This is a genomic window from Corynebacterium sp. HMSC06D04 (assembly GCF_001807315.1).
Lineage (GTDB): Bacteria > Actinomycetota > Actinomycetes > Mycobacteriales > Mycobacteriaceae > Corynebacterium > Corynebacterium simulans.
This window is the reverse complement of the sequence record NZ_KV788523.1, coordinates 54,898-76,822: the sequence shown is the minus strand read 5'-3', so window position 1 is coordinate 76,822 and position 21,925 is coordinate 54,898. Positions and strand designations below refer to the sequence as shown.

The window sequence follows — 21,925 nt, the reverse complement described above, 5'->3', positions numbered from 1 at the left end:
TTCCCTTCAAAGGTTATTTTTTACGCAAAGCACGGGTTGCTGGTTTGTCGTTTCGGGACATCAGTTCCGGCGACCCGTAGAGGCCCTCACGGCGCGCGATTCGGGAAGTGCGCTGCGCCGTAACGGGACTCGTAATCATGGCAAACAGTACCAGCAACAACAGGATTCCCAGATCACCACGCTCTGCCGGGCCGAAGGAATCTGCGCCGGTGACGCGGAAGAATGCACCCAGGATGCTCAAGATGAGACCTGTCGTTTGCGGCTTAGAAATGGCATGCACGCGCGACATGGTGTCGGGAAAGCGCGCGACGCCGATTGCGGCTGCCAGCACCAAAAGCGCACCGGCGAGGATCAAGATGATCGAGATGATGTCGGCGAAAAGGTGATAGCTCACTAGGCATCCCTCTTTCGGAATCTGGTGACAGACACGGTGGAGATAAATCCCAAAAGGGCCACGACCAACATCGCGGAGACCACCGAGGTGTTCAGCGTCCAACAAATATAGGCGGCCATCGCGCATTGGAACATGGCCACGAACCCGTCCATGCCCACCAGGCGGTCCAGCGAATTCGGGCCGGTGATAATCCGCCAAGTGGTAATCAGGAAGGCCACGACCAAGATGCCGGCGGCAACGCCCAGAAGAATGTCATAAAGCTGGGGATCCATTAGGGGTGGCTCCTTTCAAAAATCTCAATCATGCTTGCTTCGAGCCCCGCGACGTTCGCGATTTCGCGCTCTAAAGCGGCTTCCGACGCCGCGTCCAGGACGTGGATGGTCAGCATGCGGTTGGCGATGTCGATGTCGGTTACCGTGCCGCCTGGCTGCAGGTTGTACAGGCTAACCGCCAGAGACAAGATAAACTCGCTGTCCAGGCGCATCGGCAGCTCGAGGATGGCCGTCTTCGGTGGATCTTGCGGGCGCACCGCCAGCCAGGCCACCTTGAACGAGGCGTGGAATAGGTCGATGGTCCAGCCCACCATGAATAAGGCTAGCTTGCCCCAGGAGACCTTCAGCTCGGCAATCGGCATGGCAGGCAGTGGCAGCGCAAGCACCACGAACAGGCCCACCAGTAGTCCGCCAACTAGGTTGGCTACGGTGACCTCGCCCATGAGTAGGCACCACATGGCGGTGATCCACGCGATGAACCAGGGGCGGAAGCGGTGGCGGAGTCCAGCAAATTTCATTACTTCGCCTCGCTTTCGGTGGGTTGTGATTTGGGCTGTTCCTGAGGCGCAGTTTCTACCGCCGGAGCTGGGTCCTTGATGGGCCCACGGCGTACTTCAAAAGAATCCTGCTCGTTGGTGTAGCGATCCTTCTGGTTCTTGTGCCGGGTGGGGTTATCTGCGTTATCGCCCAGGACCGCGTAGCGGTAGATGGAATCATCCTGCGCAGACTCGGCGGCGCGGCTGGTCACGCCGGAGATCGGGCCGGCCAGGAAGGTGATGGACACCGAGGCCAGCACCAGCAGGCAGGTGGAAGCCAGCATGCCAAAGGGCACGCGGCCGACGTCTTGGCGCTCGTCGAATTCGACGACATCCGTGACGTCGGAAAGCGGCGATGGATGCGCCATCACGATGTTGCCTTCCGGGGCGTCGGCGCGGTCACGCAGGAAGCCCTTGGACCAGACCAAAACCATGACGTAGAGGGTAAGCAGGGAGGTCACTACGGCACCGCCGATGACCACCCAGGCCTGCCAGGAACCCTCGTTGGCGCCGGCCTGCAGGAGGATGACCTTGCCTAGGAATCCGGAAAATGGCGGGATGCCGCCCAGGTTCATCGCCGGAATGAAATACAAGATGGCGATGAGCGGAGCGGTATAAATCAGCGAGCCCAGGCGCCGCAGGGAAGAGGTGCCGGCCTGGCGCTCGATGAGGCCGACCACCAGGAACAGTGCGGTCTGGACCAGAATGTGGTGCACGGCGTAGAAGATGGCGCCGGACAGGCCCTCGGCAGTGCCCAGCGAGACGCCGAAAATCATGTAGCCGATGTGGCTGACCAAGGTAAATGACAAAAGACGCTTGATGTCGGACTGCGCGATGGCGCCCAAGATACCCACCAGCATCGTGGCGAGGGCAACCCACATGAGCAGCTGGTCCAGCCCGCCAGCGGTGAAGATAGAGGTGCGGGCGCGGATAATCGCGTAGACGCCGACCTTGGTGAGCAAGCCCGCGAAGACTGCCGTCACCAGCGAAGGTGCGGTGGGGTAGGAGTCCGGCAGCCACGCCTCCAGCGGGAAGACGGCGGCTTTGATGCCGAAGGCGATGAGCAGCACCGAGAAAATAGCGGTGCGGGTACCGGCCGGGATTTCCTCCATGCGCATCCCGATCTGCGCCATGTTCATGGTGCCGACCGCGGCGTAGATATAGCCCAGCGCCAGCACGAATATCAGCGAGGAAGCCATCGAGACCATCACATAGCCCACGCCCGCGCGCACGCGCGCCGGGGAAGCGCCCAGCGTCAGCAGCACGTAGGAAGCCACGAGGAAGATCTCAAAGCCGACGTAGAGGTTGAAGAGATCACCTGCCAAAAAGGACACGTTCACGCCCATGGTCAGCAGCATGTACGTGGGCAGGAAGACCGCCACCGGCTCGTCCTTGGAACCGTCGCGAATACCCTGCGAGATGGCGTACCACATCACCGAAAACAGCACTACGGACGAGGTAAACAGCATCACGGCGGAAAGGCGGTCAGCCACCAGCGTGATGCCCACCGGCGCGTCCCAGCCGCCCACCTGGAGCGTTTGAATGCCGGCCGTATCGGCGATGAAGATCAGTAGCGCGTTCGCGGCGGCGAGCAACAGCAGCGAGAAGAATGCGATCTGGCGCTGCACGCCGGTAAAGCGCGCGCACAGCATGGTCAGGGCCGCAGCCAGTGCCGGGATTATCACCGGCATGGGGATGAGGAAGCCGGTATAGGGCAGCAGGAAGTTAACCAGCGGAAGCAGCGTCTCAGTCATCGTTTGCCTCCTTTACTGGCTCTTCGAAAAAGTTGGGGCCAAAGGCGTCGCCCTGCTTGGTGGCGCGGCCGGTGGTTGGGTCATTGGAAGCATCGTGGTCCGGTGCCGCCGCGGCGTTGCCAGGGCGGGTGGCCATCGCTGCAATCGCGGTATCTTCCGCGTCATCCTCAATGACGTCGGCGGTGCGGTAGCGGTACTGGCGGTAGGCCAGGGTCAGGATGAAGCCGGTCAGTGCCATGGAAATGACGATGGCCGTCAGAATCATGCCTTGGGCCAAGGGATCGGCGATTTGATCGCCATACTGGGCGGTCTCGCGGCCGTCGATAGGCGGCGAACCCGCCTTGCCGCCGGCCTGCAGCATGAGCAGGTTAGCGCCGTTACCGAGCAGCAAAATGCCCAGCAGCATCTTGGTCATCACGCGGTCCAGCATGAGGTAGACGCCGGTACCGCACAGCACGCCCGCGGCGAGGAGAAGGAACAGGTTTGCTTCCATGTTTATTTCTCCTTTCCGGAGGTCATTGTTCGGCTTGCGGATTGCGCCGTGGCGCGGTTGCGCTGGCGGCGCGCGAGGGAGCGGGCGCGGTCGCGGGCGCGCTGCTTACGCATGTCCTCTTCCTCGTCGAGCTTGGCGCCCAGCGAGTTCAGGATGTAGAGCGTGAGCCCCACGACGATGAGGTAGACGCCGGCGTCGAAGACCAAGGCCGAAGGTAGTGAGACATCGCCCACCAGCGGCACCGGCAGCTTGGTGTAGCCGGTGGTCAGCGGCGGATGGCCGAAGGCAAAGGGGACTACCACCGAGGCGATCGAAATCAGCAGGCCGGTGCCCATGGTGCGCCCGCCGTCGATTGGCAGTGCCTCATCGAGCTCTGCGCGGCCGCCGGCGAGATAGCGCAGGATGAGCGCGAGCGCGGCCACCAGGCCACCGGCGAAGCCGCCGCCCGGCGCGTTGTGGCCGGAAAAGTAGAAGTAGAGCGAAAGTGCAATCATTGAGGGGAAGAGCAAGCGCGTGGTGACGTCCACCATGAGCGAACGGTTCAGCGCCTGCTCGGATTCCGCACCGGCTGCCAGCCAGCGACGCCCGGTCACGCGCAGCGTAGGACGCCGCGAGGAGCGGGTAAAGGACTGGGTGCGGTAGATCAGCGAGGCGATGCCGGTGGCCGCGATGACCAGGACGGTGATCTCGCCGAAGGTATCCCACGCACGCAGGTCCACCAGCAGCACGTTGACGGTGTTTGCGCCGTGGCCGATTTCCTTGGCCAGCTCCGGCATGAAGCTGGAGATGGACTCGCTGCGGCGGGCATTGATGGAAAACATGCCCACCAAGGTCACGCTAAGGCCAACGCCAACGGCAAGCCAGGCGCGCAGGCGCGAGACCTTGGGGTCTTGCTTCCAATCGGTGTTTGCCGGCATGCGGCGCAGCACCAGCATGAACAGCACCATGATGATGGTCTCCACGAGCAGCTGGGTTAGTGCCAAATCCGGTGCGCCGTGCAGGGCGAAGATGAAGGACAGACCATAGCCGGTCACGCCGACGATGATGACGCCGGAGAGGCGGTTATCGGTCACCGTCGCCGCAATTGCCGCGATCATGATGATGACGGCGGCGACTACCTGCCATGGGTTTTCCGCGACTTCCATGTGCACGTTGGTCAGATCGCCGCGGATCAGCATGATGACCGGCAGGATCATGAGCGTGCCGAAGATGATGGACAGGTTCATTTGCAGCGAACCGCGCTGGGTGGAGGCGGTGGTGCGCAGCGAGAGGGTGCGCAGTGCCTGGAGCACGGAATCGTAGGCGGCGTCGGCTGAGCCCAGCGCCGGGTACTGGAACTGCCACTTGGCCACCACATTGCGCTGCCAGTGCACGACGATGCCCACCACCACGATGAGCAGCGACAGGCCCAGCGGAATGGTGATGCCGTGCCACAGCGCCAGATGGGTGTGCTCGTGGTGGCCGAAGAGATTGTCCAGATGCTGGTTGATGCCGAGGGAAAGCGGGCTTGGCTGCAGGCCCAAGAAGATGGTCAGCGCGGTCAAGATTGCCGGCGGAATCCACAGCAGCGGGGCGAGCGCATGCATGTTTTCCACGGCTTCGGAGGTGCCCAGACGCTCGCCGTCTTTATCCTTCTTTACGGCGAAGGCGCCCCACAGGAAGCGCAGCGCATAAGCCATGGTGAGCATAGAGCCCACCACGACGCCGACGAGCAGCATGTTGCGCGGCATTCCCACGAGGAGGGACTCGTGGAGGATGGCCTCCAGCGTTGCCTCCTTGGCCACGAATCCCAGCAGTGGTGGGATACCAGCCATGGACAGCGCGGGGATGATGGCCAGCAGATACAGTCCCGGTTTAGCGCGGCCAAGGCCGGAAAGCTTGGCGATGTCGCGCGTACCCGAGGCGTGGTCAATGGCGCCGACGATCATGAACAAAGCAGCCTTGAACAGCGAGTGCGCGAAGGTCAGTGCCAGGCCTGCTTGCAGCGCCTCCCGGGAGCCGATGGCCACGATGGAGGTGATAAAACCGAGCTGGGAGACGGTGCCATAGGCCAGAATCAGCTTGAGATCGCGCTGCTTTAGGGCCATCCAGCCGCCCAACAGCATGGTGAATAGACCCAGCGGAATAATGACGAGATGCCAGGTGGCGACCTCGTGTAGTTCGGGAGCGAGGCGGGTGACCAGGTAGATGCCTGCCTTCACCATTGCCGCGGAGTGCAGGTAGGCCGAAACCGGTGTTGGCGCTGCCATGGCGCCGGGCAGCCAGAAATGGGCGGGGGCGATGGCGGACTTGCTGATCGCACCGGCCAGGATCAGGACGATAGCGATCGTGATATAAGGCGTCTGTGTGATCTGCTCGAAATCTGCGAGTGCGCTGAAGGTCCACTGGCCGGTCTGTCGGCCCAGCAAAATGATGCCCATGAGCATCGCCAGGCCGCCCAGGGTGGTGATCATCAATGCCTGCTGGGCCGCACGCCTCGAGGAAGCTCGTTCTCCGTAGTAGCTAACGAGGAGGAAGGAAAGCAGGGAAGTGATTTCCCAGAAGACGTACATCATCAAGATGTTGTCTGAAACCACCAAGCCAAACATGGCGGTGGCAAAGGCAGTCATCTGCGCGCCAAACATCGCAAGGCGCCGCCGGGTTTGGTCGAAGTAGCCCCAGCAGTACAAAAGCACGAGCGCGCCCATACCTAAGATGATGAGGCTAAATAGCGCCGATAGCCCATCCATCCGCAGGGTGATGTTGAGGTTGGCGTCCGGCATCCATTTCAGGTTGTACTGCAGCGAGTTGCCGTCATTGAACGTGGAGTTTGTCAGCTGGCTGAGTACCCAGAAAAAGCCAGCGCCTGGGGCGATGGCAAGAATGCCGAAGGCAGGCCTGCCCAAGTAATAGATCAAAAATGGGGCGAGGACTGTGGCCAGTATTAGAGCACTCAGCACTGCTATCACAGTTAAGCCGGATCTCCTTTGCAAGATGGAGACGCGCGAGCATTTTTAGGCGCACGTGCGACGTTATATGTACACGAAATCGAGCATGCGCCGATGAAGACATCTAGGCCACCGAAAAGGCCTGGTTGATGAACCACTGTGAAAAGGAAACCCCACTAGAGGGGTGCCGCTGGCAGCGTCAACGCCCTGCCTCAAAAGAAAGTAGGGGGCGTGTCACATTTGGCGCAGCCAATACGGCCACTATACCGGCATAACCGGCAAAAGTCACAGGTTTTTAATTAGACAGTATTATATGGGGCTATTTTGGCTGAATACAGCCTCAATAGCCCCATGAGCTCAAGGCAGTCACAGCGCCTGCTGTGCGGTCTGCCGCGCGATTAGGCGAAGCGCTGGAGGAAATAAGCCTCGGCGGTGGCGATCTTTTCGATCTCGTTTGGATCGACGGACTCGTTTGCCGAGTGGATGGTGGCCTGCGGATCCTCCACTCCGAAAAGTGCGATCTCCGCGTTCGGGTGCTTTTCCTGCAGCTCTACGGTCAGCGGGATGGAACCACCCATGCCCTGGGAGATGGTCGCAGTGCCGTATGCCTCAGCTAGGCACTCGCCGAGCAGCGCTGCGGCTGGCTTTGCAGGATCGGTCTCGAAACCGCGGTTGGCCTCCAGAATGTCGACCTTGATGTGAGCGCCCCACGGAACGTGGTTCTTCAGGTGCTCGGCAACTGCCTCGGCGGTGGCGCGCGGATCCATGGTGGCCGGGGTGCGCAGGTTCAGTTTTGCAGCGGCGGTAGCTGGAACGGCATTGACGGCTTCGGCAACCGGGGTAGAGGTAAAGCCGGTGACGGTCACGGCCGGGCGAGCCCAGATCATGTCGGCGATTTCGGTGGCGCCGGCCGGATCTTGTGAGCCCATGATTTCGGTGCCCTCAAGCATCTGCGCGTCGGTACGGAAATCTTCCGGCTTATAAGCGGTGGTCTGGCCCTCAGCCAGCGGCCAGGTGCCGGCGCAATCGACGCCGTCGATAGTGGTGCGGCCGTGCTCGTCGCTCAGGGAATCGAGTGCGCGCATCAGCGCCTTAACGGCATCCGGAGCGGCGCCGCCGAACTGGCCGGAGTGTACGCCGGATTCGAGGGTGTCTACCTGGACATAAATCTGCGCGCCGCCGCGCAGGGAGGTGGTCAGCGTGGGCTGGCCAGCCTTGGCGTTGCCGGCATCGGCGATGAGGATGGCGTCGGCAGCGAAAAGCTCCGGGCGCTCCTCGATGAGTGCGGACAGGCCCTCGCCGCCGCGTTCCTCAGAACCCTCGATGAGGAAGGTCAGGTTGAGGTCGGTGCCACCGTTTGCATCGATAGCGCGCAGGGCGGCCAGGTGCATGGCGATGTTGCCCTTGCAGTCTGCCGCGCCGCGGCCATACCAGCGAGTATCGCCGGAAGGTGCAGTGCGCTCGGTCAGGGTCAGCGGGTCAGATTCCCATGACTCGCGTGGGCCGACCGGGACTACGTCGTAGTGGGAGTAAAGCAGGACGGTCTTGGCACCCTCTTTGCCGGCGCGCTTGCCAACGAGCGCGGTAGAACCGTCCGCAGTATTCACCGCCTCGACCTTGACGCCGGCGTCAGTAAGGGTCTTTTCAACCCACTGCGCTGCCTTCTGGGCTTCTTCCTCGAGGCCCGGCTCGTTGTGTACGGAGTTGAAAGAAACGAGTTCTTTGAGCTGCGCGAAGATATTCGCGCGATCATTTGCGATGTAGTCAGAAATAGCAGTCATGTTGTCCAACATACTCGCAGGGTTGGACACGCACGCCAGGTGCCGTTTGGAGAACCTGTCCGAAAATTAGTATTGCCTGAACGTTTGAGATCGTGCCCGGGTGAACTAGAGTTCTAAGAATATTTAATTCCCATAATTAAATACACATACCTTCACATTGGTTTCTCGTTAGAAAGGTCTCGGCATGGCACACGACGCCGTCCAGGCTTCCCCCGCTTCTGCGTCCCACTCACCAGGGGCAACAGACAATGATGCAAGTTCTTTGCGCGAGCTGACGCTGCGCGGCATCCTAATCGGCGGACTCATCACGTTGGTCTTTACCGCAGCCAACGTCTATCTCGGCCTCAAGGTCGGCCTGACCTTCGCCACCTCGATTCCGGCAGCCGTTATTTCTATGGCTGTGCTGCGTCGCTTTGCCGGGCACAATGTCAAAGAAAACAACATTGTGCAGACCATCGCTTCTGCGGCCGGCACTCTTTCTGCCATCATCTTCGTCCTGCCGGGCCTGGTCATGGTGGGCTACTGGAAGGGATTTAGCTTCTGGGAGACCGCAGCTGTCTGCGCCATCGGTGGCGTGCTCGGCGTAATGTACTCGATCCCGCTGCGCCGCGCGCTGATTACCAGCTCTGACCTGCCCTACCCGGAGGGCGTTGCCGCCGCTGAGGTTCTCAAGGTAGGCGATAGTAACGGTGCGTCGGAAGCCGCTGCGGAAGAAAACGCCCAGGGCTTGCGCGTCATCTTGGTTGGCGGCGTTATCTCCGCGGTGATGGCGCTGTTGGCTGCGATGAAGGCTGCAGCCTCCTCAGTCTCGACCTACTTCAAGCTGGGTTCTGGTGCCACCACCTTGGGTACTTCGCTGTCGCTGGCTCTCATCGGTGTGGGCCACCTCGTTGGCCCGGCCGTCGGCTTTGCCATGCTCATCGGCGTCATCATTTCCTATTTCTTCCTGCTGCCGATGCACACTGCGGGCGACGTCTCTGGCCTAGACGCCACTGCGCTGGCTGATACCGTCGATTCCGTTTTCTCCGGCGAGATCCGCTTCATCGGTGTTGGTGCCATGGCCATCGCCGCGATCTGGACGCTGATCAAGATCACCGGCCCGATCATCAAGGGCATTTCTGAGTCTCTGGCTTCCTCCCGCAAGCGCAAGGAAGGCCACACCGTCGACGTCTCCGAGCGTGACATCCCGTTCCCGTACGTGCTTGGCACCATCGTCATCTTGATGGTTCCGATTGCGCTACTGCTATGGGACTTCGTACGCGGCACCGATATCCACGAGCACATGGTCGTGCTGATTACAGTCTCGGTGCTGTTTACCTTGCTGGTTGGCCTCATCGTCGCTTCCGTGTGCGGCTACATGGCCGGCCTGATTGGTGCGTCTAACTCGCCGATTTCTTCCGTTGGCATCATCGCCGTGCTGGCTGCCTCGCTGCTGATTGCCGCGGTAACTCGCGGCAGCAGCGCGGACCCGCTTTCGCTGGTGGCTTATACCCTCTTCACCGCGGCGATCGTCTTCGGTATCGCCACGATTTCGAATGACAACCTGCAGGACCTGAAGACCGGTCAGCTCGTTGGCGCGACACCGTGGAAGCAGCAGGTTGCGCTAATTATTGGCGTCCTCTTCGGCTCCGTTGTCATTCCACCGATTCTGCAGATCATGCTCGACGGCTTCGGCTTCCAAGGCATGGAAGGCGCGGGCGAGGACGCTCTCGCTGCCCCGCAAGCTGCGCTGATGTCTTCGGTGGCATCGGGCATTTTCGATAACTCCCTGGATTGGAACCTTATCTTCACCGGTGCCGTCATCGGCGCGGTTCTCATTGTTATTGATGAGGTTCTGCGTAAGACCACCAAGAAGTTCTCCCTGTCCCCGCTGGCAGTGGGCATGGGCATGTATCTTCCGGCCGCGCTGACCATCATCATCCCGATTGGCGCAATCCTGGGTTACTTCTACGATAAGTGGGCGGCAAGGCAGGCTAATCCGGACTTCTCCAAGCGCATGGGTACCTTGCTGGCAACCGGCCTCATCGTTGGTGAGTCTCTGTTCGGCGTGGTCAATGCCGCCATCATCGCGGCAGCCGGCGGCGAGTCCCCGCTGGAGATCTTCGAAGGTGGCACCTCCGCCAACGTCTTCGGCCTCATCCTGTTCATCGCAGTGCTGGGCTTTATTTACCGTTGGACCGCCAAGAAGGTGAAGAAGGCCGAGTAGAACCGCGAAAACGCGAAGAACCCAGGAGACTCCGCAAACTCCGTAACTTAATTTCTGACACGAACTCCCTCTGGAACGCTCACAGCGAACGTACCGGAGGGCGTTCGTGTCTTTCCTTGCACTCGTAGTGGTCGAGTGCCAGAATGGTCGCTAGCACTCCCACCGGGTAAGTGCCAGAAAATCTCATCTATGTGGTTGAGGCTGGTTAACACTCACCAGCCGTGCCGTCGCGGGCGTCCGTATAGATACAGACGTGAGTGTCGTCCTAAACAAATCAAGGAGCACAAACACAATGGCAAAGCTTATTGCTTTCGATGAAGAGGCACGTCGCGGCCTTGAGCGTGGTCTGAACACGCTGGCCGACGCAGTAAAGGTCACCCTCGGCCCGAAGGGCCGTAACGTCGTCCTGGAGAAGTCCTGGGGCGCTCCGACCATCACCAACGATGGCGTCTCCATCGCTCGCGAGATCGAGCTGGAAGATCCTTATGAGAAGATCGGCGCTGAGCTGGTTAAGGAAGTAGCAAAGAAGACTGACGATGTTGCCGGTGACGGCACCACCACCGCTACCGTTCTGGCACAGGCACTCGTACGCGAGGGTCTGCGCAACGTTGCAGCAGGCTCCAACCCGATGGGCATCAAGCGCGGCATCGAGACCGCTACCAAGGCAGTCGTTGACTCCCTGCTTTCTTCCGCTAAGGAGATTGAGACCCAGGAAGAGATCGCTACCACCGCTGGTATCTCCGCCGCTGACCCGGCAATTGGCGCCAAGATCGCTGAGGCTATGTACACCGTGGGTAACGGCTCCGTGAACAAGGATTCCGTTATCACCGTTGAAGAGTCCAACACCTTCGGCGTGGACCTCGAGGTAACCGAGGGCATGCGCTTCGACAAGGGCTACATCTCCGGCTACTTTGCAACCGACATGGAGCGCCAGGAGGCAGTCCTCGAGGATCCGTACATCCTGCTGGTTTCTTCCAAGATCTCTAACATCAAGGACCTCGTTCCGCTGCTGGAGAAGGTCATGCAGACCGGCAAGCCGCTGCTGATCATCGCCGAGGACGTTGAGGGTGAAGCACTGTCCACCCTCGTCGTGAACAAGATCCGTGGCACCTTCAAGTCCGTTGCTGTTAAGGCTCCGGGCTTCGGAGATCGCCGCAAGGCTACCCTGCAGGATATGGCCATCCTGACCGGCGGCCAGGTCATCTCCGAAGAGGTTGGCCTTTCCCTCGAGACCGCGGAGATTGAGTACCTCGGCCAGGCACGCAAGGTTGTTGTCACCAAGGATGACACCACCATCGTCCAGGGTGCTGGCAACCAGGAGCAGATCGACGGCCGCATCAAGCAGATCCGCGCTGAGATTGAGAACTCCGATTCTGATTACGACCGTGAGAAGCTGCAGGAGCGCCTGGCCAAGCTGGCTGGCGGCGTTGCTGTCCTGAAGGTCGGCGCTGCAACTGAGGTGGAGCTCAAGGAGCGCAAGCACCGCATTGAGGACGCAGTCCGTAACGCAAAGGCTGCCGTTGAAGAGGGCATCGTTGCCGGCGGTGGCGTAGCCCTCCTGCAGGCTGCTTCCGCTTTGGATGCGCTGAATGACCTGACCGGTGACGAAGCAACCGGCGTCAAGATCGTTCGTGAGGCACTGTCTGCACCGCTGAAGCAGATTGCTCACAACGCTGGCCTGGAGCCGGGCGTTGTTGCTGACAAGGTTGCATCCCTGCCAGCAGGCGAGGGCCTGAACGCAGCTACCGGCGAGTACGTTGACCTGATGTCCGCTGGCATCAATGACCCGGTCAAGGTCACCCGCTCCGCACTGCAGAACGCTGCTTCCATCGCAGCGCTCTTCCTGACCACTGAGGCTGTCGTTGCTGACAAGCCGCAGCCGGCTGGCGCTGGCAATGCAATGCCTGACGCTGACGCTATGGGCGGCATGGGCTTCTAATAGAGCCAAACCCCTAAAGGCGTCCATGTAGCTCCGTGCGAGCTAGATGCTGTCGATTTAAGGCGCCCTACGTGAGATAAAGAACGTCTCTCGTAGGGCGCTTTCGCGTGTCGCTACACGGAAGAGATGAAAAGTGTGCTTCCAAACCTCAACTTTCACACTAAATAACAATTTTCACAGCCAGTGGCCCATTTTTGAGACTGAATGGCGGTTGATTGGTCGCGCCTTTGTCTCTATTTGACTGCCTAGAACTCCGGGCGGAAGCGGAAACGGCTAATCTGGGGCCGTTGGTGCACCCCCGCATTGGGGCAATTTTGAAACTAATTTCCTGCTGAATTTCTAACTTTTGGACCGTGTTCATCGGCGGGGTCCTGATGTTTGTTACACACTTTTTCCAAAGAATTTGATCATTTCTGTTCAGTGTCAGAAAACCCGCTGGTAATGGGCATTCTAATTAACTTTCGAGTAAGAAATGACTTGGAGTATGCTGTGTATAAAGTGACGGTTGGGAACTGTGGGGAGCTTTCCCGAGATTTAAAAACTCGAGAGTTTCGGATTGATCTTTGAGCGCTGTGTGACAAAATAGTTACTTGTGACGCCCGCAGAGGGTGTCTGCAAATCCGCAATACCCTCGGGTGTAAATACCCGAAACCTATCCAAGGAGTTCATTATGGACCTCTCCATGATTCAGACCCACCTCGACAACTTCGTTGACACCTGGGAAGGCTGGGGCAAGATCCTGGGCAACGTTGGTTCCTTCTTCCAGAACACCATCAAAGTCTTCGACTTCCTGTCCTCCGAGCCTGAGGCATCTGACTTCTTCCCAGGCACCTCTTCCCTGATTGCTGAGAACAAGTAATTCATTTACTTCTCATCGGGGCCTTTTAGGTTCTGATCTTCAATCTTCAAATACTAGTCCTAAGGAGATAAAATGGACGGCTTCATTAACTTCGCAATCGGTTCTTCCGAGTTCGCAAACGACCTGAACATCTACGCAACCCTGATCGATCCGCTCGTTCAGATTGCTAAGGGCGCTTCCCAGCTGATCGGCATGTTCGTCTAAGAACATCCATCGCGTAAGCGATTCTAAGAGCCTCACCTTTTGGTGGGGCTCTTTTGCTATGTCTGGGTGGGGGAGGGCTTAGGGGTAAATCGGTGGAGTTGCGGTGTACTTTAACGCGCCGAATAGTTGGGTGACCGGTAAACTTTTGAGTATGGCTGACATTAAAGACGACGAACTTCCCGAGATCGACCTTGCTAAGACCGACGGCTACGTCGTCGATGATTCTGATGAGGATGACCCGGCGCTGATCATGCCGGATGGTTCCCCCATCGATACCTGGCGAGAGAACTACCCTTACGAAGAGCGCATGTCGCGTGATGAGTATGAGGCCACCAAGCGCGCGCTGCAGATTGAGCTTCTAAAGTGGCAGAACTGGACCAAAGAAACCGGCCAGCGCCACATTATCCTTTTTGAAGGTCGAGATGCAGCCGGCAAGGGTGGCACCATCAAGCGCTTCAACGAGCACCTGAACCCGCGTGGTGCGCGCACCGTCGCACTGGAAAAGCCCTCCCCGCGTGAGTCCACCTCCTGGTACTTCCAGCGCTACATTCAGCACTTCCCAGCAGGCGGCGAAATCGTATTCTTCGATCGCTCCTGGTACAACCGCTCCGGCGTCGAGCGCGTCATGGGCTTTTGCACCGAGTCCCAGCACGCGGAGTTCCTGCGCGAGGTGCCAATGCTCGAGAACATGATTCTTGGTTCCGGTATTTCCCTGACCAAGCTGTGGTTCTCCGTTACTCGTAAGGAGCAGCGCACCCGCTTCGCTATTCGTCAAATTGACCCAGTGCGTCAGTGGAAGCTTTCCCCGATGGACCTGGCGTCCCTCGACAAGTGGGACGACTACACCAGCGCGAAAGAGGAGCAGTTCCGCTACACGGATACTGAAGAATCGCCGTGGATCACCATCAAGTCCAACGACAAGAAGCGCGCCCGCATCAACGCTATGCGCTACGTGCTTTCCAAGTTCGAGTACACCAACAAGGACCATGAACTGGTCGGCGAGCCGGATCCGCTCATCGTTATGCGAGGCCGTGACCAGATTGGCGACTAGCGTTAGTTTCGCCGTGGGGATCTAAGCGGCTGAGAACGTCGAAAGGCTGGATGCACGATGCATCCAGCCTTTTGCTTTGCGCCCTATCGCCCTAAGTGCCAAATCATGGGCCTACGATGGCTAAATCTTCCCACGATTTGGCATCTAGGCAGGCAAGCCGGCGAAAAATGCCGCTGCAGCCAATTCCGCAGAGGATAATCGGCGGCAGGCCGGGCCTAGTCCCACGGCTCAATTGGATTGCCCTGCCATACGGAGTTGGCGGGCACGCGGTCGCCGCGCATGACGAGCGAGCCGGGGCCGACGGTGCCGGCGTCGCCAAGCAGCGATGCTGGCAGTGCGACCGAGTGGGCAGCAAGGGTCGCGCCGTCTTCGATGGTGACGGTATCCAAGCTCATAACGCGGTCCTGGAAGAGGTGGGTCTGCACCACGGTGCCGGGGCCCACGGAAGCGCCCTTGCCCACGTAACAGAGATCCGTCTCCGGGAACCAGTAGGAATCGATCCAGGCGCCCGCGCCGATCTTTACGCCCAGCGCGCGCAGGCCGAGATTGATCTCCCCAGTGCCCAGCGTGTGCTGGAAGAACCACGGCGCCGCGACGGCCTCAACGAAGGTGTCCTGCAGCTCGTTGAGCCACACGAACGCGGACCACAGTGGGTGGTCGGCCGCGCGGTGCTTGCCCACGCAGATCCACTTCACGGCCACGGTGATGGCCATGCTGACCGCGCCAATTGCCATAAGCAGCAGTCCAGAGACAGCCCAGGCAAGGCCCACACCGTAGTTATCCACGAGCACGTAAATGGTGGCTAACGTTGCTGCCAGCAGCATCGCCGAGGTCATCGGCGCGAGCAGGCGCATGGTCTCAACGAGACCGCGGGCCGCCTTCACTCCGAAGCCAGGGTTATAGGTCAGGGACTCGCCCTGCACGCCCTCAACGCTGGCCTCCACGCGGCGCATGCGCTCCGGCGGCGAACCCCACCAGTTCGAGCCCGCCTTGGACTTCTTCGGCGTCGAGGAGAGCACCGCAACCAGCGAGTTCTTACCTAGCTTGCGGCCCGGGCCCGTGATGCCGGAGTTGCCCACGAAGGAGCGCTTGCCCACCTTGGTCTCACCCGTGAGCATCCAGCCGCCGCCCAGCTCGTAGCCGCCGATCATCGTGTCGTCGGCTAGGAAGGCGCCGTCCTTGATGTCCGTCAGCTTCGGAATCATCACTGCTGTGGAAATCTCCACGTCTTTGCCGATCTTCGCGCCCAGCGAGCGCAGCCACGTCGGGGTTAGCTGCGAGGCGTAGAGCGGGAAGAGCGTCGTGCGGGCTTCGTCCATGAGACGCTCAACGGACCACAGGCGCCAGCCAGCCGCAGAGCGCACCGGAGCTACTCCAGGTTTGAGGCCGATGGAGAGAATCCGCACTCCCAGCCAGGTCTGCGCCATGAAGCAGGCGAATGCCGCCAGTGCGCCTAGCGGCGCGAAGAAGATCGAGCCGATGAAGTCGTTGCCCGCGGTCATGCTGAGGCCCGCGACCACGACGGCCGCGCCCACAGCGAGAGCTACCACCGGCTGGATGGCCAGCAGGATCGACGTTGCGCCGTAGAACGCAACCCACCACGGGCGGCGCTTCGGCGGCTCGGCGGGGAAGCGGTGCTTGGAGCGGCCTACCTTCTTGGCAGGCGAACCGGACCAGCGCTGACCGTCCTTGATCTTCTTTCGAGCCGTGACCGTGGAGCCGGCCTCCACGTGGGCGTACTTGCCCACATTGGTGCCCGGCAGCAGGGTAGATCGCGCACCAACGCGCGCGCCTTCGCCAACGTTGATGGCGCCAACGTGCAGTACGTCGCCGTCGAGCCAGTAGCCAGAAAGATCCACTTCCGGCTCGATAGCCGCGTGGTCACCCAACTTGAGCAGGCCCGTCACCGGGGGAAGAGAGTGCAGGTCAACGCCGCGGCCAATCTTCACGCCGAGTAGGCGCGCGTAGTTGTTCACCCACGTCGCGCCCGCAATCGAGCGCGAGCCCGAGGCATCAGCCCAGCGCTCCGCGGCCCAAATACGCAGGTGCGTCGAGCCTCCGCGCGGGTAGTCGCCCGGCTTGATTCCCGCAGTGATGAGGCGCGCTCCGATGCCGCCTATCGGGATGCGGCCAATCGGTGTCGCAAAGAGCACCACCATGACGGCAACCAGCCACCACGGGGTAGTCAGCGCCCAATCCACACCGAGCGCGTTCGCTACATTCGAGCCAAGCAACAGCCAGGTCAGCCACGAAGTCGCAGCCAAGGTCATCACTGGAATCTGGATGAGCGTCTGCACCACGCGCGTGCCCATGCCCACCTTGCGCACCGTGCGTTTGGGCGCAGCCGAAGGCCGCTCCTCGACGCCGCCGATGTGCTCGGCCAGCGAGCCCAGGCGCGGGTGGTCGTAGAGGTCACGCACCGCCACGGTGGGGTAGCGCTCACGGATGCGGCCTACCAACGTCGCCGCGGCCAGCGAGGTGCCGCCCAGCGAGAAGAAGTCCGCGTTCTCATCCGAGACGGAAACGCCCAGCGTTTCCACCCACAGCTGCGCCAGCCACTGCTCGGTCTGGGTAAGGCCCGCGGCCTCCACACCCACGCCTGGAAGTGGCCACGGCAGGGCCTTCTTATCCACCTTGCCCGAGGTGCGAACCGGCAGCTCTTCCATCACGCAGATGCGAGGGACGAGTGCAGCCGGCATGGTCTCGGCCAGACGCTCGTGCGCGGCTTTTTCGTCAAAGCCCTTCGCCTCATCCTCCAAGGAAACGTAGCCCACCAGCACGGACTCGCCGCCCGGCGTCTTCTGCACTGCCACCGCGGAGTTATAGACGTTCGGCAGGGCCGCCACGTTGGCTTCGACCTCGCCGAGCTCGATGCGCCGGCCGCCAATCTTGACCTGGTCATCGATACGACCCACGAAATACAGGCCGTCTTCCTCCAGACGGACGTGGTCGCCCGTGCGGTACGCGCGCTCCCACGCCATCGAGTCCAGCGGTGCGTACTTTTCCGCATCCTTTGCCGGATCCAGGTAGCGCGCCAAGCCGACGCCGCCGATAACCAGCTCGCCGACCTCGCCTACGCTCACCGGGAAGCCTTGCTTATCCACGACCACCAAGCCCCAGCCGTTCAAAGGCAAGCCGATGGAAACTGGCTGGCCCGGCACCATGCGCTGGGCACAAGCGACGACCGTCGCCTCCGTCGGGCCGTACGTATTCCACATCTCACGCTCGTCTGTTGCCAGGCGGTCTACCAGCTCCTGCGAGCAGGCCTCGCCGCCGACGATGAGCAGGCGGATATTGTCCAGCGCCTCTGCCGGCCACAGGCCCGCCAAGGTCGGCACCGTGGAAACAACCGTGATGTCGCGGCGGATGAGCCACGGGCCTAGGTCCATGCCGGAGCGCACCAAAGAGCGTGGCGCCGGCACCAGGCAGGCACCGTGGCCCCAGGCCAGCCACATCTCCTCACAAGAAGCGTCGAATGCCACTGACAGCCCGGCTAGCACACGGTCGTCGGGGCCCAGCGGGCCATGTGGGTGATCGACCAAAAACAGTGCGGCCTCGGCATCCACGAAAGCGGCCGCGGAGCGGTGGGTGACGGCCACGCCCTTCGGCTTGCCCGTGGAACCGGAGGTAAAGATGATCCACGCGGTATCATCCGGCGTCGGTGCACCCTGGTGGGCGTCCTTTCCTACGCGCTCAGCTGAACGCAGCGATCGGAAGCCCTCATCCGTAAACAGGCCATCGATGTCGGCCTCGCCAAAGACCATCTCGGCGCGCTCGTCGGGATCGTCTGCGTCGACCGGCACATAGGCCGCGCCCGCAGCCAAGGTGGCCAGAATCGCGAGATAGAGCTCTCGCTTGCCGGAGGTCATGCGGATGCCGATGCGGTCGCCGCGGCAGACGCCGTTGGCCTGCAGCTCGGCGGCCCATGCCTGGACATCGGTGATGAGCTCTGAGTAGGTGAGCACCTCGCCGTCGTCAAGCGCGGCGGCGTCCGGGTTTAGCTCTGCAGTGGTTTGCACGATGTCCCACAGTGTGCGCTCGCGCGGCGCGCGATCCCGCAACAGGTATTGCTCCGGAACATGCACGAAGCCCGCGCCGGGCTGCCGGGAATCTAAAAGGTCTTCGGGCAGCGCGTGGCGCCCGGTACTAGCGTCCTCTTCCGCCATTTAAGCATCACCCTCGCTTGAAGACATGATGGCGCGGGCCAGCTTGCGCAGGTGCTTGAGCTGCTTGGAGGTGGACTCGTCGAGGGCTTCGTCCTCGGCTGCGGCGACGAGCTCCGCGAGCTCCTTGTGGGCCTTCACGCCTTTCTTGGTGGAAGCCACGATCTGACGGCGGCGATCCTTCGGGTCGCGCTCGCGCTTGGCCCAGTTGCGCTCCTCCAGGGAATCGATGAGGCGCACCATGTCGGAGGCGTCGATCGCGAGGGTCTCGGAGAGCGCGGACTGGGAAGCAACGTCACCATCGACGAGGCAGGTAAGTACCCAGTACTCGCGGATGGTGGTCTGCCGGGTGCTGAGCGCTTGCTCGACGCCGTCGCGGGTGCGGCGGCGGAGGCGCTCCAGCTGGAAGGAAGGAGACTCTAGGAGCGCGGTAGGGATGGAAATAGAATTCAATGAAGGCATGCCGATGATTCTAACGCGCCTACGGCGGAACACCTAAATTATGGGTTATGGCCCATTAGTTTTACGCCGAGGCTAGCTTCTGAACAATGAGGGTGTTAAGGGATACGCCCTCTCGCTCCGCTTCAATGGTGAGGCTCCGGTGGAGCGATTGAGGGATGCGAAGGTTGAACTTTCCGGAAAAGCTGCGTTGGCCAAAAGGTTCTGGGGCTTGCTCATTGTTGCGTTGCATATCTTCTAGAGTTTCTTCGACGATGCTGCGCAGCTCGGACTCAGCGGTAGCTGCAGTGGAGTCGAGCCATGACAAGGAGGGGAACTCTAGGACTGTGGCAACGAATTCTCCATCCTCTTCGGACCACGCGGTTTGGTAGGTGTATTTGTCTGCGAGGTTCATGGTCTGCTCCTAGAAATAGAAGTCGCACTCAAGTTGCAGCTCAGAGAAGCGAACATTATTCCGAGAAGTCCGCATCTTGATGAGGATCTTTTCTATCTTTGAAACCACACTTTAGTGGTACCGAAAATAGTACTACTACTGGTTGGGGTAAACCATGGGGCGGCCCTGGGCTTTCCACGCATCCGTGCCGCCGTCGACGTTGATGACGTCCCAGCCCTTGGTGTGCTCCAAGTACTGGCACACCTGCATGCTGCGTCCGCCTAGGTGGCAGATGACGTAGATGTCTCGGTCCGGGTCAATCTCGTCGAGGCGCTCGACGAGGTCTCCCATCGGGATGTGCGTGGCGCCCTGGGCGTGCTCGGTGTTCCACTCGTGGTCCTCGCGGACGTCGATAAGCTGGGCGTTCTCTGGTACTTCCTGGGGCGTTACGTTTCTCATGCCCCATACCCTAGTCACGCGTTGGGCCTAGTGCTGTTCCTCCACTCGCCGCGTCCAGGGAAGGGCTTCAAACTCCGCGCGGTCTCCGTTCACAAACCGCTCAAGGAGGGACAAGGCTTCGTCGATGTCCTCAAGGAGCATCTGGAAGTTTTCCTCCTCACCGTTGTTGTGGCCCCATTCGACGAGGTAACGTGCCGCTCCTGTTTCTGAGGGTTGCACGCGGTCGACCTGGCAGTAATCGCCCGGGACTATTCGGTCAAAGGCCGCTACCCACGCTCCCACTTCGGGGAAGCCGTCCTGGCGAACTGCTTCGAGAAGGTCATCGTTGAAAAGATATGCAGCTGAGCCGAAGACCGTGGCATTGACCATGAAGCGCTCTTCCTCAGGGATATCTGAGGATGACTTCTGATCTTGCCAATTCACTTTGTCTACCAATTGCGCTGGGGAGTAGGTGAATTCAACCATCAAATCCAGAGCAAGGGGCAGTGGGATGGATGGGATTTCGTGTAGGTTCCCGTCGGGGGTGACAAGGTCAAGCGAAACGTTGTCGCCCGTATAGGTTGTTTCCAAGGTATAACGCTCCTGGAAGTCCACCTGACTCCCGGATCGAACCTCAAGCCTCCATCCTGTGAAGAGGCGAAGCCCTGCCTCGAGTACGGAGGAGGATGTAGTCACCTCCCAGGTGTTCACATACAACTTATCCGCGAGTAGCTTCAACTGGCAGCTCTCAGCCCCCGGAAGCGGCTTGCCCGACGGGTTGTACAGTGCCAGGGAATCATCGACAACAAGCGAAATGCCATGATCCTGCGCCAGATGAGTAAGCCTCTCTATCGTGACCGACCTGACGTCGGCAGGGATGAGCAGCCGAGTGAGTGCTTGTGCCTCCACGTGCTCCTCGGCGAGGAGGATTTCGCTTCCGAGCTTTGCGTTAATCCTCTCAATATATTTCTGCATCCGGGGGCTGGGCTCGCCATTATGGTCAGCGCGGATGCGGTGCATCATGCATACTGATGCTTCTGTCCACTGCTCCTCGCGCTCCGGAAGCTCCATTGCGGTGACCGTGGTGTACGGTGCCGGATCCGAAGATGAAGAGTCCGGGAAGACCGTGGAAATCATCTCGCCGTTGCCGTCCAAATAGTGCTCCGCCACTGCGATGACTTCGTCTGCGATATCGAAGGTCTGCACATTGTCGGTGCCGAGGTTATCGTAAACCTTTGCGGTCCACTGTCCCTGTGCATTGCGGCCGTAGGCCAGGGAAAATGTTGGCCATTTGTGCAGGTGGACCATCACGCCTTCGGGGAGCTCCTTCACCGCGTCCAGCCGGCGCCAGGGTGTTTCGTGGCGGACTGAAGGATCCAGGATAGGTTTTGATGCGCGCTGAGAAAGCGGCTCCCATGCGAATTCTTCGATCAACGGGTTGCGATCACTGAAGGAAAGCAGAATTTCTCGTGCTTCTTCGTAAGTATCGACAGTGAGTGTGCGGAATACCGGTTCAGTGGCCTCTGGAGGGAGGCTGGACCATATCAGTTCGAACTGGCCGCTTGCGCGCACGTGCATGGACATTTCGAGGCCGTAGCTTCGTTCTTCCGAGCCATAGTTGATTACCTGAATCCACGTCTGTTCGGACACCGGCAGGCGGAGTGCGTCTTCAAAGGCGCGATCAAGCATAGGTCTGCTGACCTGTCGCCACATAGTTCCCATGCAGTTCCTGATGGAGGAAAGGCCATTGCTGCTCGTGGGGATTCCAGTCGCATTAAAGAGGATGTCTGTGGTTCCAATGAAGACCACCAAGCCGTGGTAATACGCCAACAAAGCTAGCTTTTCTTGGAGCTCTAAATTGCTGGAATCCATCGTGACCGTGACGGCCGAATGCGCGGGCACATCCTGACCGAAGAGCTTGGAGAGTGCCGCCGATGCCTCTTCCATTTCTGGATCCGGCTTACGAAAGGAATCCAGCCCTTCCGTCTGAATTAACTCCAGAAAATAGTCATGGTCGGCAATCAATGCTTTCGTAAAGCGCACGATGTTGAGCTGCACGTCCATTAAGCGGGGTCC

The 21,925-nt window shown here is 60.3% G+C and carries 17 protein-coding genes; 5 read left to right on the top strand and 12 right to left on the bottom strand.

The window, feature by feature from the left end; all coding sequences use genetic code 11:
• Positions 1–13: 13 nt before the first annotated feature.
• The 7 genes from HMPREF3155_RS00590 to HMPREF3155_RS00560 form a co-directional block, all read right to left on the bottom strand.
• Positions 14–394 carry a monovalent cation/H(+) antiporter subunit G gene (locus tag HMPREF3155_RS00590; protein WP_061924793.1) on the bottom strand — a complete coding sequence of 127 codons (381 nt, stop codon included), beginning with the start codon at positions 392–394 and terminating at the stop codon, positions 14–16.
• On the bottom strand, positions 394–666 hold the full coding sequence (locus HMPREF3155_RS00585) for a monovalent cation/H+ antiporter complex subunit F (protein WP_061924789.1): 273 nt from the start codon (positions 664–666) through the stop codon (positions 394–396). Before HMPREF3155_RS00585 ends, HMPREF3155_RS00590 begins: the two co-directional genes overlap by 1 nt.
• Positions 666–1,184 carry a Na+/H+ antiporter subunit E gene (locus HMPREF3155_RS00580; protein ID WP_061924786.1) on the bottom strand — a complete coding sequence of 173 codons (519 nt, stop codon included), beginning with the start codon at positions 1,182–1,184 and terminating at the stop codon, positions 666–668. Before HMPREF3155_RS00580 ends, HMPREF3155_RS00585 begins: the two co-directional genes overlap by 1 nt.
• Positions 1,184–2,956, bottom strand: coding sequence for a Na+/H+ antiporter subunit D (locus tag HMPREF3155_RS00575; RefSeq protein WP_062043228.1), 1,773 nt, complete (start codon positions 2,954–2,956; stop codon positions 1,184–1,186). The genes HMPREF3155_RS00580 and HMPREF3155_RS00575 overlap by 1 nt, the downstream gene beginning before the upstream one ends.
• Entirely contained in the window at positions 2,949–3,449 is a 501-nt protein-coding gene (locus HMPREF3155_RS00570) for a Na(+)/H(+) antiporter subunit C (RefSeq protein ID WP_070432320.1), read from the bottom strand. The genes HMPREF3155_RS00575 and HMPREF3155_RS00570 overlap by 8 nt, the downstream gene beginning before the upstream one ends.
• 2 nt (positions 3,450–3,451) lie before the next feature.
• Positions 3,452–6,397 (bottom strand): Na+/H+ antiporter subunit A, encoded by a 2,946-nt coding sequence (locus HMPREF3155_RS00565; protein ID WP_070432319.1) that lies wholly within the window; start codon positions 6,395–6,397, stop codon positions 3,452–3,454.
• 377 nt (positions 6,398–6,774) lie between these two features.
• Positions 6,775–8,157, bottom strand: coding sequence for a dipeptidase (locus HMPREF3155_RS00560; protein ID WP_070432336.1), 1,383 nt, complete (start codon positions 8,155–8,157; stop codon positions 6,775–6,777).
• A 184-nt stretch (positions 8,158–8,341) separates the two neighbouring features.
• On the opposite strand from HMPREF3155_RS00560, the gene HMPREF3155_RS00555 reads away from it, so the two are divergent.
• From HMPREF3155_RS00555 to ppk2, 5 genes are all read left to right on the top strand, one after another.
• Entirely contained in the window at positions 8,342–10,363 is a 2,022-nt protein-coding gene (locus tag HMPREF3155_RS00555) for an OPT family oligopeptide transporter (RefSeq protein WP_246817620.1), read from the top strand.
• 292 nt (positions 10,364–10,655) lie between these two features.
• Positions 10,656–12,302 (top strand): chaperonin GroEL, encoded by a 1,647-nt coding sequence (gene groL / locus HMPREF3155_RS00550; RefSeq protein ID WP_070432318.1) that lies wholly within the window; start codon positions 10,656–10,658, stop codon positions 12,300–12,302.
• A gap of 670 nt (positions 12,303–12,972) precedes the next feature.
• Positions 12,973–13,161, top strand: coding sequence for a hypothetical protein (locus HMPREF3155_RS00545; RefSeq protein WP_061924768.1), 189 nt, complete (start codon positions 12,973–12,975; stop codon positions 13,159–13,161).
• Positions 13,162–13,233: 72 nt separating this feature from the next.
• Positions 13,234–13,365, top strand: a complete 132-nt coding sequence (locus HMPREF3155_RS13350; RefSeq protein ID WP_256366445.1) for a hypothetical protein — start codon at positions 13,234–13,236, stop codon at positions 13,363–13,365.
• 151 nt (positions 13,366–13,516) lie between these two features.
• Positions 13,517–14,416: a polyphosphate kinase 2 gene (gene ppk2, locus HMPREF3155_RS00540; RefSeq protein ID WP_062037083.1), complete on the top strand. Its 900-nt coding sequence runs from the start codon at positions 13,517–13,519 to the stop codon at positions 14,414–14,416.
• Between the two features lie 215 nt (positions 14,417–14,631).
• Here the strand turns inward: ppk2 and HMPREF3155_RS00535 are convergent, their stop codons facing one another.
• The 5 genes from HMPREF3155_RS00535 to HMPREF3155_RS00515 form a co-directional block, all read right to left on the bottom strand.
• Entirely contained in the window at positions 14,632–18,582 is a 3,951-nt protein-coding gene (locus HMPREF3155_RS00535; RefSeq protein WP_070432317.1) for a Pls/PosA family non-ribosomal peptide synthetase, read from the bottom strand.
• Positions 18,583–19,041: a MarR family winged helix-turn-helix transcriptional regulator gene (locus HMPREF3155_RS00530; RefSeq protein ID WP_062037089.1), complete on the bottom strand. Its 459-nt coding sequence runs from the start codon at positions 19,039–19,041 to the stop codon at positions 18,583–18,585.
• Between the two features lie 61 nt (positions 19,042–19,102).
• The gene (locus HMPREF3155_RS00525) at positions 19,103–19,432 is read right to left on the bottom strand and encodes a type II toxin-antitoxin system HicB family antitoxin (protein WP_062037092.1); all 330 of its coding nucleotides are present in this window, start codon (positions 19,430–19,432) and stop codon (positions 19,103–19,105) included.
• 135 nt (positions 19,433–19,567) lie between these two features.
• The gene (locus tag HMPREF3155_RS00520) at positions 19,568–19,870 is read right to left on the bottom strand and encodes a rhodanese-like domain-containing protein (protein WP_070432316.1); all 303 of its coding nucleotides are present in this window, start codon (positions 19,868–19,870) and stop codon (positions 19,568–19,570) included.
• A 27-nt stretch (positions 19,871–19,897) separates the two neighbouring features.
• The gene (locus HMPREF3155_RS00515; RefSeq protein WP_070432315.1) at positions 19,898–21,913 is read right to left on the bottom strand and encodes a hypothetical protein; all 2,016 of its coding nucleotides are present in this window, start codon (positions 21,911–21,913) and stop codon (positions 19,898–19,900) included.
• Positions 21,914–21,925 lie beyond the last annotated feature (12 nt).